At 47.1% G+C, this 14535-nt stretch carries 17 protein-coding genes; 10 read left to right on the top strand and 7 right to left on the bottom strand.

The features are described 5' to 3' along the window. Positions 1 to 154: 154 nt before the first annotated feature. A complete protein-coding gene (locus J7K79_RS00085; RefSeq protein WP_296903806.1) occupies positions 155 to 1012 on the bottom strand; it encodes an alpha/beta fold hydrolase in 858 nt (285 codons plus the stop codon). 59 nt (positions 1013 to 1071) lie between these two features. On the opposite strand from J7K79_RS00085, the gene minC reads away from it, so the two are divergent. The 9 genes from minC to J7K79_RS00040 are packed head-to-tail and all read left to right on the top strand — an operon-like array spanning position 1072 to position 7679. Further along, positions 1072 to 1704, top strand: a complete 633-nt coding sequence (gene minC / locus J7K79_RS00080) for a septum site-determining protein MinC (RefSeq protein WP_296903804.1) — start codon at positions 1072 to 1074, stop codon at positions 1702 to 1704. Position 1705: 1 nt separating this feature from the next. Then, positions 1706 to 2704 carry a M42 family metallopeptidase gene (locus J7K79_RS00075; protein ID WP_296903802.1) on the top strand — a complete coding sequence of 333 codons (999 nt, stop codon included), beginning with the start codon at positions 1706 to 1708 and terminating at the stop codon, positions 2702 to 2704. 3 nt (positions 2705 to 2707) lie between these two features. After that, a complete protein-coding gene (locus J7K79_RS00070; RefSeq protein WP_296903800.1) occupies positions 2708 to 3724 on the top strand; it encodes a M42 family metallopeptidase in 1017 nt (338 codons plus the stop codon). Further along, positions 3724 to 4719 carry a M42 family metallopeptidase gene (locus J7K79_RS00065; RefSeq protein WP_296903798.1) on the top strand — a complete coding sequence of 332 codons (996 nt, stop codon included), beginning with the start codon at positions 3724 to 3726 and terminating at the stop codon, positions 4717 to 4719. The genes J7K79_RS00070 and J7K79_RS00065 overlap by 1 nt, the downstream gene beginning before the upstream one ends. 3 nt (positions 4720 to 4722) lie before the next feature. Next, positions 4723 to 5424: an SPOR domain-containing protein gene (locus tag J7K79_RS00060; RefSeq protein WP_296903796.1), complete on the top strand. Its 702-nt coding sequence runs from the start codon at positions 4723 to 4725 to the stop codon at positions 5422 to 5424. Continuing rightward, complete coding sequence (locus tag J7K79_RS00055) at positions 5421 to 5963, top strand: ComEA family DNA-binding protein (RefSeq protein WP_296903793.1); 543 nt, start codon at positions 5421 to 5423, stop codon at positions 5961 to 5963. Before J7K79_RS00060 ends, J7K79_RS00055 begins: the two co-directional genes overlap by 4 nt. Positions 5964 to 5977: 14 nt before the next feature. Continuing rightward, the gene (locus J7K79_RS00050; protein ID WP_296903791.1) at positions 5978 to 6457 is read left to right on the top strand and encodes an OmpH family outer membrane protein; all 480 of its coding nucleotides are present in this window, start codon (positions 5978 to 5980) and stop codon (positions 6455 to 6457) included. Next, positions 6454 to 7167 (top strand): LPS export ABC transporter ATP-binding protein, encoded by a 714-nt coding sequence (gene lptB / locus J7K79_RS00045; protein WP_296903788.1) that lies wholly within the window; start codon positions 6454 to 6456, stop codon positions 7165 to 7167. Before J7K79_RS00050 ends, lptB begins: the two co-directional genes overlap by 4 nt. After that, positions 7164 to 7679 carry a TIGR00725 family protein gene (locus J7K79_RS00040; RefSeq protein ID WP_296903785.1) on the top strand — a complete coding sequence of 172 codons (516 nt, stop codon included), beginning with the start codon at positions 7164 to 7166 and terminating at the stop codon, positions 7677 to 7679. Before lptB ends, J7K79_RS00040 begins: the two co-directional genes overlap by 4 nt. On the opposite strand, the gene cutA is transcribed toward J7K79_RS00040, so the two are convergent. Both cutA and J7K79_RS00030 read right to left on the bottom strand, forming a co-directional pair. Continuing rightward, positions 7660 to 7965 (bottom strand): divalent-cation tolerance protein CutA, encoded by a 306-nt coding sequence (cutA, locus tag J7K79_RS00035; protein WP_296903783.1) that lies wholly within the window; start codon positions 7963 to 7965, stop codon positions 7660 to 7662. The genes J7K79_RS00040 and cutA overlap by 20 nt on opposite strands. 1 nt (position 7966) lies before the next feature. Then, a complete protein-coding gene (locus J7K79_RS00030) occupies positions 7967 to 8965 on the bottom strand; it encodes a TrkA family potassium uptake protein (RefSeq protein WP_296903780.1) in 999 nt (332 codons plus the stop codon). Positions 8966 to 9076: 111 nt separating this feature from the next. On the opposite strand from J7K79_RS00030, the gene J7K79_RS00025 reads away from it, so the two are divergent. After that, on the top strand, positions 9077 to 10675 hold the full coding sequence (locus J7K79_RS00025; RefSeq protein ID WP_296903777.1) for a glutamate synthase-related protein: 1599 nt from the start codon (positions 9077 to 9079) through the stop codon (positions 10673 to 10675). Positions 10676 to 10722: 47 nt separating this feature from the next. Here J7K79_RS00025 and J7K79_RS00020 read toward each other — a convergent pair whose 3' ends face one another. The 4 genes from J7K79_RS00020 to J7K79_RS00005 form a co-directional block, all read right to left on the bottom strand. Continuing rightward, a complete protein-coding gene (locus J7K79_RS00020; RefSeq protein ID WP_015919973.1) occupies positions 10723 to 10986 on the bottom strand; it encodes a stage V sporulation protein S in 264 nt (87 codons plus the stop codon). Between the two features lie 48 nt (positions 10987 to 11034). Continuing rightward, a complete protein-coding gene (locus J7K79_RS00015; protein WP_296903770.1) occupies positions 11035 to 12366 on the bottom strand; it encodes an MFS transporter in 1332 nt (443 codons plus the stop codon). A gap of 86 nt (positions 12367 to 12452) precedes the next feature. Then, positions 12453 to 14162 carry a glycoside hydrolase family 2 TIM barrel-domain containing protein gene (locus J7K79_RS00010; protein ID WP_296903767.1) on the bottom strand — a complete coding sequence of 570 codons (1710 nt, stop codon included), beginning with the start codon at positions 14160 to 14162 and terminating at the stop codon, positions 12453 to 12455. Positions 14163 to 14175: 13 nt separating this feature from the next. Beyond that, positions 14176 to 14376: a hypothetical protein gene (locus J7K79_RS00005; RefSeq protein ID WP_296903764.1), complete on the bottom strand. Its 201-nt coding sequence runs from the start codon at positions 14374 to 14376 to the stop codon at positions 14176 to 14178. Between the last annotated feature and the right edge of the window lie 159 nt (positions 14377 to 14535).

The raw sequence follows: 14535 nt of genomic DNA, 5'->3' as shown, positions 1-14535 counted from the left end.
TCTCGGAACGAACCTGACCCCTCTCGGTGCCGTTCAGAACATAGTTGGCCTTTCTCTTCTGGAAAGGTACACGCATCACACGGTGAGCTTCAAGGACTTTTTAAAAATAGCGTGGAGTTACATGTTCATACCCTTCATCGTAGCAACATTGTACTCATTCATCATCTTTTAAAAAACGAGCTACTTTCCTTGCAATGTATCGCCTGAAGAAGTAAGAACCCTTGTGTCCTACTGGAAGGAACACAGTTTTCTTGTTTCTTAGCAGTCTGTGAAGAGTCGCGTAGGATCGATACGGTATTACACGGTCGAACAGCGCCCAGAAGAAAAGAACCTTTTGCTCGACGAAGGGAGCGTAAGAAGCAGGGTCATAAAAATAGCAGGAAACAGGAGATTTCCTTCTGATATCCTCGATGGATTCAAAGGTTTTTATCACCTCCAGGGTGTTTCCTCTGTTCCTGATGCAATCTTTCTCCGATCTGCATCTGAATTCGTTTCCTCTTTCTCTGTAGAGATCCCTCAGCTTTTTTGTGTATGGGGAGTACCAGTTTATCCACCGCCAATCCCCACCTGAACAACAGATGATACCCTTTCCGATACGTTTTTCTCGCGCAAGGGCGATGGTTGTTATCATACCACCGAAACTGAAACCCATCAGTGATATGGGTTTGTCGCTTTCCTTCTCTATGAAGTCCACCAGATCGATCACATCCTGGACTGCCTCATCGAACCTTTTAACACAGTAGGCCGGTGACGGATGGTAGAAAGGTTCACCACCTGACCAGCTCTCAGGGGCACGTTTTTCGTGATAGGGGAGAATGAGGAACCATGTCTTTATGTTGTACTCTCTGAATTTCTCTCCGAACCAGAGAAGGTAGGGGATGTTTCCGTTCCCGATACCGTGGATGAAGATCAGATTGTGGCTAACTACTTTCGGCTCAAAGACGTAAACACGCACGGTTTTGCTTTCTTCAACAATGGGCCTGTACGAAGTTTGGAATGTGACCAGCTTCACGTTTCAACACCTCCGATTAATATTTTAAACGTGATAGAATCTAAAGAGAGGTGAGAGCGATGATAGATTTTAAGATGACAAAAGAAGGGCTCATCCTCTTGATCAGAGACTATCAAAACCTTGAAGAAGTGTTGAACGAAATCACCTCGCGTATCACCCAGATGGGGGGATTCTTCGCAAAGGGAGACAGAATTTCCCTCATGATCGAGAACCACAGTAAACATTCTCAAGATATCCCGAAAATTATATCGCGTCTCAGAGAGCTTGGTCTGGAGGTTTCTCAAATACTCGTTGGAAGTACTGTTGAAGGGAAAGAGAACGATGTGAAGGTGAAGTCGAGAACCACCGTGGAGAGTACCGGAAAGGTGATAAAGAAGAACATTAGATCCGGTCAGACGGTTGTTCACTCCGGCGATGTGATCGTGTTTGGTAATGTGAACAAGGGAGCAGAGATCCTTGCTGGTGGTTCTGTGGTGGTCTTCGGAAAGGCTCAGGGGAACATACGCGCCGGTTTGAACGAAGGAGAACAGGCGGTCGTCGCCGCCCTCGATCTTCAAACCTCTCTTATTCAGATAGCGGGGTTCATTACACATTCCAAAGGAAGAGAAAACGTTCCTTCGATCGCTCATGTGAAAGGAAATCGCATCGTGATTGAACCGTTCGATAGAGTGGATTTCGAAAGGAGTGAATGAGTTGGTAGCGAAAGAACTTCTGATGAAACTTTCAAATCTCGATGGACCCTCTGGTCATGAAGACAAGGTCGTTTCCTACATTGAATCGCTCATAAAGCCTTTTGTGGATGAGACAGAGATCACAAGTCATGGAAGCCTGGTTGGATACAAAAAGGGTGAAGGAAGAGGGAAGCTCGCTCTTTTTGCACACGTTGACGAGATAGGCTTTGTTGTTTCTAAAGTAGAAGGAGAGTTTGCTCGTCTGGAGCCAGTTGGAGGAGTTGATCCAAAGGTTGTTTACGCTTCGAAAGTACGCATCTATACAAAAGATGGTATTGCTCATGGTGTTATAGGCATGCTCGCTCCACACCTCCAGTCACCAGATTCCAGAAAAAAGGTACCGTTGTTCGATGAGCTATTCCTCGATCTTTCTCTGTCGGATCGCACTGTTCGCATTGGTGATGTAGCGGTGATAGACCAAGAATCTTTCGAAACGAACGGAAAGGTGATTGGAAAAGCCCTTGATAACAGAGCGAGCTGTGTTTCTTTGGTGAAGACACTGGAGTTTCTCGCCAGGTACAGCCATCCGTGGGATGTTTACTTTGTCTTTTCCGTTCAGGAAGAAACAGGCTGTCTTGGCGCACTCACGGAGGCTTACGGAATAAACCCGGATGTTGCGATCGTGATGGACGTCACGTTTGCTTCAGAACCCCCTTCTCACGATCACATAGAACTGGGGAAAGGGCCTGTCCTTGGACTGGGACCTGTCGTTGACAGGGCACTCACTCAGAAGATCGCACTCATCGCCCAGAGACACAACGTTGCTCTTCAGAAAGAAGTGGTGGGGGGGAGATCGGGTACGGAGACGGATTTCGTTCAGCTTGTACGGACAGGTGTGAAGACCGCTTTGATTTCTATTCCACTGAAGTACATGCACACACCCGTGGAGATGGTCGATCCAAGGGATGTTGAGGAACTGTCGAGGCTGCTGTCCATCATTGCCGTTGAACTGGAGGTGTAGGAGATGTATCTTAGAGATCTTTCCACCATGACCGGTGTCTCCGGTGATGAAGAAAGAGTCAGGGAGTTCATAAAGTCGAAAATAGAAAACTTCGTGGACGATCTCCTCGTTGATAAAATGGGAAACCTCATTACTCTCAAGAAGGGGAAAAGTTCCTCCAAAAAGCTTCTTGTTTCTGCCCACATGGACGAAGTGGGCTTGATTGTGTGTAAAATAGACAAAGATGGAAAGGTAGCGTTTTTACCCATCGGCGGGGTGGATCCCCGGATCCTTCCGGGAAAGGTCGTTCAGGCGAAGGATCTGAAGGGAATTATAGGTTACAAGCCTGTGCACCTTCAAGATAAAGAAGCAAAGACGCCCCCCAAATTCGAGGACCTGAGGATCGATTTTGGATTCTCCTCGAAGGAAGAAGCGGAAAAACACGTTTCCGTGGGGGACTGCGTTTCTTTTGTGAGTGAGTACATGGAAGGAAACGGGAGAGCAACGGGTAAGGCCTTCGATGACAGAGCGGGTTGCTCTCTTCTCATAGACATTCTTGAAGAAGGAGTTGCTCCTGCCTACGACACCTATTTTGTCTTCACGGTTCAAGAAGAAACAGGACTTCGTGGGAGTGCCGTGGTAGTGGAACAGATAGAACCAAGCTGCGCTCTGGTTGTGGAGACGACAACAGCTGGAGACAACCCGGAGCTAGAAGAACGGAAATGGGCGACCCATCTCGGTGATGGCCCCGCAATCACTTTCTACCACAGAGGTTACGTGATACCGAGAAAAATCCTCCAGGTTATTGTTAACACGGCGAAGGGAATGGGAATTCCTTTCCAGATGAAGAGGAGGACAGCCGGAGGAACAGACGCTGCTCGCTACGCGAGGACAGCCTATGGTGTTCCAGCCGGGGTTGTGTCCATTCCAGCAAGGTATATCCACAGTCCAAACTCTGTTCTGGATCTGAACGATTACAGAAACACTCTGAAACTCGTGAAAGCCGTCATCGAAGAGGGAAAGATCGTGGAGGTGATTTGATGAAGGATCTGATCAAAAGGTTAACAGAGGCGTTTGGCCCCAGTGGACGAGAAGAAGAGGTGAAGAAAATCCTGCTGGAAGAGCTCGAAGGGTACATAGATGGTTACAGAGAAGATGGCCTTGGAAACCTCATCGTCTGGAAGGGATCAGGGGAGAAAAAGGTAATCCTGGACGCGCACATCGACGAAATAGGAGTGGCCGTTACGAACATGGACGAGAAGGGCTTTTTAATGATAGAACCTGTGGGTGGGCTCTCTCCTTACATGCTCCTTGGAAAAAGGATCCGCTTTGAAAACGGTGTCGTTGGTGTTGTTGGGATAGAGGGAGAGACACTCGATGAAAGGCAAGAAAACGTGAAAAAACTCTCCTTCGACAAGCTGTTCGTGGATGTTGGAGCAAAGTCCCGTGAAGAAGCAGAGAAGATCTGTCCGATAGGTAGTTTCGGAGTTTACGACAGTGGATTTACGGAGCTATCGGGAAAGTACGTTTCGAAAGCAATGGATGACAGGGTGGGTTGTGCTGTGATCGTGGAGGTTTTCAAGAGGATCAAACCGTCTGTCACCCTGTATGGTGTGTTCAGTATCCAGGAAGAGAATGGAATCGTGGGTGCCTCTGTTGCGGGATACAATATTCCTGCAGGCGAAGCCATAGTCATAGATGTGACCGACTCTGCAGACACCCCAAGAGCGATAAAGAGGCACGCTATGAAGCTGTCTGGAGGGCCTGCTCTGAAGGTGAAGGACAGGACTTCTATAAGTAACAGAAAGATCCTCGAAAAACTAATTGAGACCGCCGAGAAATTCAACATAAAGTACCAGATGGAAGTGCTGACCTTTGGGGGAACGAACGCCATGGGATATCAGAGAACGAGAGAAGGCATACCAGCGGTGACCGTATCCATTCCCACCCGGTACATTCATTCACCGAGTGAGGTGGTTTCCCCAGAGGACGTGGAGGGGACGGCGGAGCTTCTGATCAGGTATTTGGGGGAGTGAGAGATGGCGAGGGTAACCCTCTCTGAGGGACAATCACGTTTCCTCTTCTGGCTCATAGTGGTGATATTTTCCGCTGTTATAGCTCTCTTATCTTACAACCTGTATCTAAAATGGCAGCTCAAAAACGTGAAGGTAGAGATAGTGGAGATAAAGCCCGTTGAGGTAAACATTCCCGAAGAGCTGAAGGTACCGCTTGAAGTCACGCCTCCGCCCACTCCCCTTCTTGTGGAATTTGAAGAATTTGACTACGAGAAGCTGAGAAACGAGATGGCCGATTTCGTGCCCGAGAACCAGACGGTTTCCTCCTTTGTTGTGAAAAAAGATGACGCCCTGAGAATAATCAGAAGATCGAACCTTCCTTACCTGATATCTCCCGTGTCTACAGACACGTATTCCATTGTACTCCTCGGGGAGTTCAGTGATTTTTCCCAGGTTGCCCAGAAGTCTCTCTACGGGGTTTTTGTGATAACGACCGTATCAGAAAATCTCTCAAAGGAGCTCGCCTACGACCTGAGAGTAGCGGGGTACCCCTCTTACGTTTACGCTTTCACAAAGAGAGAAAAGAACTATTATTCCGTGGTGGTGGGAGCCTTTCCCACCCGCAGACTGGCAGAGGACTACTTCGAAAAGCTCGATTGGAACGACATCATGAAGAGGATCGGGGTGAGTAGTCCCGGATACGCCGGGAGGTTGATCTCTCCTTGAAGATCAAGCGAAAACACCAGAGGATAGCACTCCTTCTGGCGCTCGTATTCTTCATCATGCTAGGAATAATGGAGCAGGACAAAAGGCCAAAAGAAGAAGAAATCCCCCCTCAAAAGGTCACATCCTTTCCTATAAATTTGAACAGCGCATCCGTGGACGACCTGGTTTCTATCCCCGGAATCGGTCCTGTGAAAGCAAGACGGATAATTGAGTACAGAGAATCTCACGGCCCTTTCTCTTCTGTGGAGGAACTGGTGAACGTCTCTGGCATTGGCGAAAAGACGCTAAAGAAGATCTCTGAGTACGTAATGGTCGAGGGAGTTGAACAACCCACCAGAGATGAAGTCACAAAATTGAACGTCAATACAGCTTCTCTGGAAGAACTGGAAACACTACCCTACATTGGAGAGGCGAAGGCAAAGGCTATAATCGAGTATCGTGAAGAGCACGGCCCCTTTTCTTCTCCCGAGGATCTTCTGAGTATTCCTGGTATCGGTGAAAAGACACTGGAAAGAATCAGAGGAAAAATCACATTTTGAAAGGAGGAAAAAGCATGAAAAAACTATTCTTGCCCTTCGTCCTGGTGGGAGTTCTTCTTGCAACGTTCCTCATTTCCCAGAGTTCCACGGATTCCTCACTCAGGATAGCCTATGTGGACATTGAAAGGGCAACCGAGAGCTATCAAAAGTGGAAAGATCTGAACGAAAAGTACAGGAGGGACTACTCGTTCTACCAGAGCAAACTCAAGGAGATGGAAGATGAGCTGAAGAAGATGCAGGATGAAGGAAGGCCTCAGAATGAAATACAGGCAAAGCAGAGGGAAATCCTCGCAAAGAAGGCTGAGTACGAGAACCTTCTCAAGTCGGAGTACCAGCCGAAGATTCAGGAGATCATGAACGAAGTTGTCAAGAAGATTCAGGAGTATGCAAGTGTCATGGGATACGATCTTGTTCTCACCAAACAGGTGGTTGTCTACGGGAATCCTACCTTTGACATCACAGAACAGGTGATCGCTTACATCAATCAGCAATGACGAACAGTCTGAAGTGCGTGAACCTCGAAAAGAAATTTGGAAAGAGGGTTGTGGTTGATCAGGTGAACCTCGAGTTCAACCAGGGTGAAGTCGTTGGTCTTCTCGGACCAAACGGTGCCGGGAAGACCACCATCTTCAACATGATACTCGGGGTGGTGGTTCCATCTTCCGGGAAGATCTTTTTCAAGGAGTTGGATATAACAAGGTTTCCAGTCTACAAAAGAGCAAGGCTTGGCATCACATATCTTCAGCAGGAGTCATCCGTTTTTGGTGGACTCACCGTCAGAGAGAACATAGAACTTGTGCTTCGATTCTTCGAAAAAGACGAAAAAAAGAGAGAGGAAAAGATCGAACAGCTCCTCTACGAATTTCACCTGAAACCTCTCGAAAATCAGCCGGCGAACTTCCTTTCCGGCGGTGAAAAGAGAAAATTGGAACTAGCGAGGATGATGTGTCTGAACCCGGCTTTTGTGCTTCTCGACGAGCCCTTCAGTGGAATAGATCCAAAGACCGTCAAGGAGATACAGAAAATGGCCCTCGAACTGAAGCAGAGGAACCTCGGTGTAGTGGTTACAGACCACAACGTGGATGAACTTGTGGAGATCGCGGACAGAATATACGTTATCTACAAGGGAAGGATCCTCGCCGAGGGAAGACCAGAGGAGGTCCTAGAAGATGAAACTGTGAAGGAGGTGTACCTTGGATCGTGAAGCGAGTCGGTGTGATAGGATATTCCGGAGCAACCGACAGGCCTCCTGTATCAGATCTCAGAGAGCTTTGTCTGGAACTTGGCAGGAAACTTGCCGAGAATGGTTTTGTGATTTTCAACGGTGGAAGAGACGGTGTGATGGAACTGGTGTCCCAGGGGGCAAGAAAAGCAGGCGGAACGGTGGTGGGGATACTTCCCGATGGAGAAGCAGGGAACCCTTATCTGTCTGTTTCCATAAAAACAGGGCTTGATTCTCAGATGAGGTCTTTCATCCTTTTGAGAAATATGGACGTTGTTGTCTCGATCGGAGGAGAAATAGGAACGGCAATAGAAATCCTCGGTGCCTACGCGCTGGGGAAACCCGTGATTCTGCTGAGGGGAACGGGTGGATGGACGGACAGAATCGCTCAGGTTCTGATAGATGGAAAATACCTGGACAGCAGAAAGATCACGGAAGTCCACCAGGTGTGGACGATAGAAGAGGCAATTGATGTTATAGGACAACTTCCCTGAGCCATTCCAGATACTCTGGAAGCGCGCTTTCAACCTTCAGAGCGAAAATGGCAGGAACTTCGTACGGGTGGATCTTCCTCAGCTCTTCGGAGAGTTCCTTTTTCTTTTCTTTCGTTGTTTTAAAAAAGACAGCCCATTCTCTATTCTGAACGATTTTTCCTTCCCACCAGTACCCAGATCTGATCTCGAACGTGTTAAAACAGGCGATCAGTTCTCTCTCAAGGAGTTTCTTTCCGGTTTCGAGTACGCTCTTTTCATCTGGGAACGTCGAATACACGATTACCACCCTATCCCTCCTTCATCAATCTGTGGAGTTTCTCAAAGTGGTCACTTTTCCCCACAACCATCAACCTGTCTTCTGGAAATACCTTCGTGTCTCCTGTTGGATTGAAGATCACTTCTCCTCCGCGCCTGATCGCTATGACAATGGTACCGGTTCTTTTTGACAGGTTTATCTCGCCGAGTGTCTTGCCGGCTATGGGGCTTTCAGGAGGGATCATCACCTCTTCTATTCTGAAAGATTCTTCGCCGAATGAGAGAATGTCGAGGAAGCTTATGGTAGTGGGATTGAGCGCCATCTGGGCCAGTCTGACACCTGCGAGTTCCGAGGTGGCGATCACTTTGTCTGCTCCCGCGTAAACGAGTTTGCTCAGGGCCTTCATATCAGAGACTCTGGAGACAACTTCGAGATTCGGATTCAAAGATTTTGCCGTGAGAACGACAAAAGTGTTTTTCGCATCATCCGGAAGTGTCACCACCAGGGAACTTGCCCTCTCAACTCTCGCTTTCATGAGCACTTCTTCCTCTGTTGCATCTCCCACCACGTACGGAAATTTTTTCTCGAGAAAGTCTTCCAGTCTTTTGATCGCTTCTTCGGACATATCTATCACAACAAATGGCTTCTTGGCCTTCATTATCTCAAGAGTCGTGTGCCTGCCGGTTCTTCCCGCCCCAACCACTATGAAGTGACCGCTCAGTTCATCTATCATCCTCTTTATCCTCCTGTTTTTAAAGTATTCACCAATATGTCCTTCCACTATGAAAGATGTTACGGCAGTGAAGCCATAGAACACAACGGTCACACCCGCTCCTATCAGTATGGCTGAGATCACCTTTCCCGCCTGTGTTATGCTTTCTGGAAGAGAGTACCCCACTGTGGAAACGGTGATCAGAGTGAAAAAGAAAGATTCGAAAAAACCCCATCCCTCCGTTAGATGAAAGGCCACTGTTCCGAATACGAAAATAAACGTGATCATGAGTATCAATATAACGATGTTCTTTCCCATTGCCCTTACCACCTCAGATAAATATTACAACATTTTAACTCGTTCTATGATCATTTTATAATTAATTATACGAACTCAGATTATATAAATTCCAATGAAGGAGGGATTGCTGTGGGAAATCTGAGAAAACCTAATGCAAACGAAGCAACGGGAACGTTCAACCGTTCAAGAGATGTTGTCCCCATGTCTGGAATATGCTCCAGATGTATCGATGGTTGTACCGGAGGCTGCGAAATCTGGCTTGCATCGTTCAGAGGGAGAGAAGTACTCTATCCAGGCCCATTCGGTGAAATTACAGCAGGAGCTGTCAAAGATTATCCTGTCGATTATTCTCATCTGAACATTCTTGGCTATGCCCACGGTGCAGAAGGCCTTCCCGAGGGAGTGGAACCAGGGCCGGATACAGCCATATTTCCGAATGTTGATACGACTACCGAGTACGGATGGGAAATTAAAGTGAAAATGAAGGTCCCCATCTTCACAGGAGCTCTCGGTTCTACAGAAATCGCCAGAAAGAACTGGGAACACATAGCCGTGGGAGCTGCTATCAGTGGAATAACTGTTGTCTGCGGTGAGAATGTGGCTGGTGTTGATCCGGACCTGGAACTCGACAGCGGTGGAAAAGTAAAGAAATCCCCAGAACTTGACAGGAGAATAGAGATATACAAAAGATATCATGATGGGGAGTACGGCGAGATACTGATTCAAATGAACGTCGAAGACACCAGACTAGGTGTAGCCGAATACGTGATAAGCAAACACGGTATTGAAACGATAGAACTCAAGTGGGGCCAAGGTGCAAAGAGCATCGGTGGAGAGATAAAAGTAAAATCTCTTGAAGAGGCTTTGGAATTGAAAAGAAGGGGTTACATTGTACTACCCGATCCTGAACTTCCTGAAGTTCAGGAAGCTTTCAAAATAGGTGAGATCAAGGAGTTCGAGAGACACTCGAGGCTCGGTTTTGTTTCAAAAGAATCTTTCCTGAGGGAAGTAGAAAGGCTGAGAGAACTTGGTTTCAAGAGAATCACGTTGAAAACTGGAGCGTACTCTGCTGTGGATCTTGCCATGGCTCTCAGATATGGAGCCGAGGCAAAGGTGGATCTCATCACTGTGGACGGGGCTCCTGGTGGAACAGGTATGAGCCCGTGGCCGATGATGAACGAATGGGGTATTCCCACATTCTATCTCGAGGCTCTAACGTATCAATTCGCGGAAAAACTGAGTAAGAGAGGGATTCGCGTACCCGATATTGCCATAGCCGGCGGATTCTCCACAGAAGATGCTGTTCTCAAAGCGCTCATGATGGGAGCTCCGTATGTAAAAGCGGTATGTATGGGAAGGGCCTTGATGATACCGGCAATGGTGGGGAAGAACATAGGAGAATGGCTCAAAAAGGGAGAGCTACCCAAGACAGTCTCAAAGTACGGAACAACAGTAGAAGAGATCTTTATTACCTATGAAGAGCTGAAGAACAGATTCGGAGCTGAAGAGGTGAAAAAGTTGCCACTCGGTGCCATAGGTGTTTACACGTTCATTCAAAAGTTCAAAACGGGTTTGCAACAACTTATGGCAGGAGCAAGAAAATTCAGGTTGTCTGTCCTATCCAGAAAAGACCTCATCGCACTCACGAAGGATGCTGCGGAAATCTCTGGTATTCCATATGTTATGGAATCTTACAGGGACGAAGCGGAGAAAATCCTCGAAGAATGAAAATCGAAAAAAATCAAAGGGGAGCTTTTGCTCCCCTTCAGCTCTTTTCAGCTCTTTGGAAAGACTATGAACTTGATGGCGGTCCTCTTTTCGTTTTCGATCTCCACGTCTGTGAAGGCGGGAACGAACACGAGGTCGATACCGCTCGGTGCAAGGTACCCCCGTGCAATGGCAATGGCTTTCACTGCTTGGTTCACAGCGCCTGCTCCGATGGCCTGGATCTCCGCTCTTCCGTGTTCCCTCACCACACCAGCGATGGCGCCAGCAACTTTGTTGGGATCGGACTTCGATGATACTTTCAAAACTTCCATGTGACTTACCCCCTTTGTTGTGTGATCTCAGTCGTATTTTACCATGTCTCAATGCTTTCTTTTGAAAATGTTCAAAGTGTTCAACCTCTCCCTCAACCATGGAACAACACTCGTAAAGAATGACCCCCTGACCAGCTGAAACAGAGTTGCTTTCTGGGGTGTTCCAAGGTCCATCCTAGAAATCCTGTACGCTGCAAAAGTTCTCAGGAAAAAGGAGGCAATCATCGTGAGTCTTATGGCGGATACTTCGAAGGGAAGACTGAGGTTTTCAAGGGTGGAGACAAGGACGCCTGAGATCAAAGAGCCTGCAAACAACAGGATGTTGGATAGACTGTTAAATATGGAAAACGCCTCCGCACTGAGTGAAGAAGGAACGTTGTACATGAGAATGTAGAAGATGAGCTGACTTGTTCCAGCAATCACGAAGATACCGATGATGCCCTGAAGAAGGAAAACGTACAGAAAGGATTTGGGGGTGAGTGCCCAAAGCAAAATAACGGTTGCATGGACCCATAGACAGAGTTTGAGAAAGTATTGAAAACCGTACCTGTCACCCAATCTTCCCCAGAAAGGTTGGAAAAGCGTTCCTATGAACATTCCTACCGCATTCAGAACGCTTATCTGAAAGTAACTGAACTGGACTTCTTTCAGGAGCATAACGTTTATGTAGACGGTTCCAACACCGACAGCGAAATGCCAGAGAGCAAACCCCAGGAGGAAGTTTCTGTAATGCTCTTCTTTCAGCAAGATTCCTATCACTTTCGTTATTCCCAGGGAGGTTTCTCTCGGTCTGTAAGCAGGTTCGTACTGAACTTTCAAGAAATAACCACTCAAAAGTCCTAGAGCACCGGCTATGAAAAACAGCGTGCTGAACCCTTTCCAGTTTTCACCCAAAGAGTCCAAAATTATACCCGCAACGAACATGGCAGGTATCTGAACCAGTCCGTGAATCAGGTTTCTAAAGCCAAAATAGCTTCCTATCATGTTTTTGGGCACCAGATCTGACATCCAGCTCTGCCACAAGGGAACGGAAAGGGCTCCAGCGATCTGGATGTAGAAGTACAGAATGTACGCCAGAAGCAGTCCGTGTTTGATAAGAGGAAACAGAGCAAACAATACAATTGAAGTCCTGGCAGTCCACATCAGAGGAACGATTAACTGTTTTCTGGTTTTCAACCTGTTTGAGAAGTAAACGGTGGCGATCTGAAAGGCATTTGCCAGAAAGGGAATGGATCCAAAGAGTCCTATGAAAAAACTGGAGGCACCCATCCAGAGGAAGTATCCAGTCAGGTACGGCCCGCCGAAAAATTGATTGATGAGAACTGCAAGTGCTCCTTCTACAATAGATATATTCAGCGCCCTCTTTATTTTTGGGTCCAACTCTGCGTCCTCCCTAGAGGGTTTGGACTTTAAACTATGGTATCACTAGAAAATTAATGGATTGATTTGGCAGGTTTTAATGTGTGTTAATCTTCCAGCACTTTATCAGGCTCATCCCACAATTTTCTCAACACATGAGCGACCAGTTTGGGTTGCCTGTCCCTCGTGAAGACACCCTTGTGGTTCAGGATGGGTCTTCTCACGTTTTGAGGTGTCTTGAAGTCCGCAAAAGCCCACACATGCGTTCCCACAATGTAATCTTTTTTCATGAGAAGCTTTATCGTTTTCTCAACAAGTTCTGCCTGGTACTCTTCGGAGAACATCTGAGGTGGATCGTAGTGGAAACCTGCTATCGCATCCGCTCCAAACTCTGTGACAAAGATAGGCTTTCTGTGCCTTCTGTAGAGTTCTTCCACATCTTCTTCCAGTGCTTTCAATCCCTCGTCTATCCTTCCCTGGTAGATGTACCATCCATAGTACCTGTTCACACAGACGATGTCGAAGTATTTCAGAGCCACATCTCTTGTCCTCTCGTCCGGTCTGTCCATCATGCTCACCATGACGACAGGACGTGTGCTGTCCATCTTTTTCGCTGTCTCGTAGAGAACTTTGAAGAAACCTTCTGCATCGGGATGATTGGATTCTGGCTCGTTTGCCACACTCCATATGATCACACTGGGGTGGTTTTTGTCTCTGTCTATCATCCTTCTCACGTTGTCCTCCGCGATTTTCTGGGTTCCTGGATTGTAGTGGTACCTTGTGATACCAACGTGAGGAGCTTCGTCTATCACAAGAATTCCCAGCCGATCTGCAAGATCCAGCCATTCTTCACTGTAGGGATAGTGGGAAGTTCTGAAGGAATTTGCGTTGATCCACTTCATCAGGTTGAAGTCTTTCACCATCATGGGATAGAACGTTCCCTGCCCCAGAACGGGAAACTCCTCGTGTTTTCCAAATCCCTTCAGAAAGATGGGTTTTCCGTTCAAGTAAAGTCTTTTTTCATCCCAGCTGATCGTGCGAATTCCAACGTCCAGAGTGTACTCGTCTTTTTCGAGTTCCACTCTGAGAGGGTAAAGATGAGGATCTTCTGGACACCAGAATCTTGCATCCTCAAGAACGAACTCTTCTTCGATGAACCTGTCTGTCACTTCGATTTTCTTTTCCACTTCTCCGAGTTTGATCTTCATCTCTTCACCCATCGCCTCTTCTGAGACTTCCACCTTCACCCGTACTCTTCCGAGTTTCTTTCCCGGATCGGACTCGCTCGTGTCCACCCAGATGTCCAGGACCCTTGAATGATCCGTGAACTCCACCAGAACTGGCCTTATTATCCCACCGTACGGGAAGAAATCGAAGTTCGCAGGTGGAAAACTACCGAAGAGTCCTACGGTGTGTGTGCCGGTGTCCGGTACCTTTGAAGGAAAGCCTCCCACCTTCAATTCGTTCTTCACAATCACTTTGAGTTCGTTCTTTCCTGCTCTTATCCTCCCCGTCACGTCTATCTCGAAGGGAAGATAACCAATGTGGTTTTCTCCTACTTTCTCTTCGTTTAAATATACTTCACAATCTGTGTTCACCGCAGCAAAGTAAAGCCTAACGTGCTTTTTAGAAAGTTCTTCTGGCACGTAAAAGGCTGTTCTGTAAGTGAAAGGCCCTTCTTCGTAGCACAGATCCTGATACTGCTCGTTCCAGCTCCCGGGAACAGCTATCGGCCTGACACCGCCGTTCACTTCAAGATGCCAAAGACCAGTTATATTCATGAGATATCTTTTTGTATTGTTTTCTGGCCTCAGCATACTGATTTCCCCCTTAAATTTCAATTACGATCAGAGAGTCAGAGTTGTGGTTCAGAACAAACAGCTTTACTTGATTATTTTTCAATTCAACTCTAGGCACGAACGAGTCTTGAGTTTCCAGATTTATTCCCCAGATATCCTTCGGGTTAAGATCGAGAACCATGGTGATGGCAAAAGGAACATAGATGATACAGTTTCTACTGTTCTTTGCCACGCGAACTTCAGGATTTTCCGCACTTAGAGGAACACTTTGGTCAGGCTCTAAGTCAAAGAAATCGAACTTTTCTATCAACCAACTTACAAAATAGACATCTCCTGCTCTCTCTCATTTTGGGTGCTCCCTTCCATGTGAAAGATGTCTTTCAGTATCTTC

This window comes from Thermotoga sp., assembly GCF_021162145.1.
Lineage (GTDB): Bacteria > Thermotogota > Thermotogae > Thermotogales > Thermotogaceae > Thermotoga.
The sequence above is the reverse complement of the archived record's forward strand: the minus strand, read 5'-3'. Positions and strand labels throughout refer to the sequence as shown.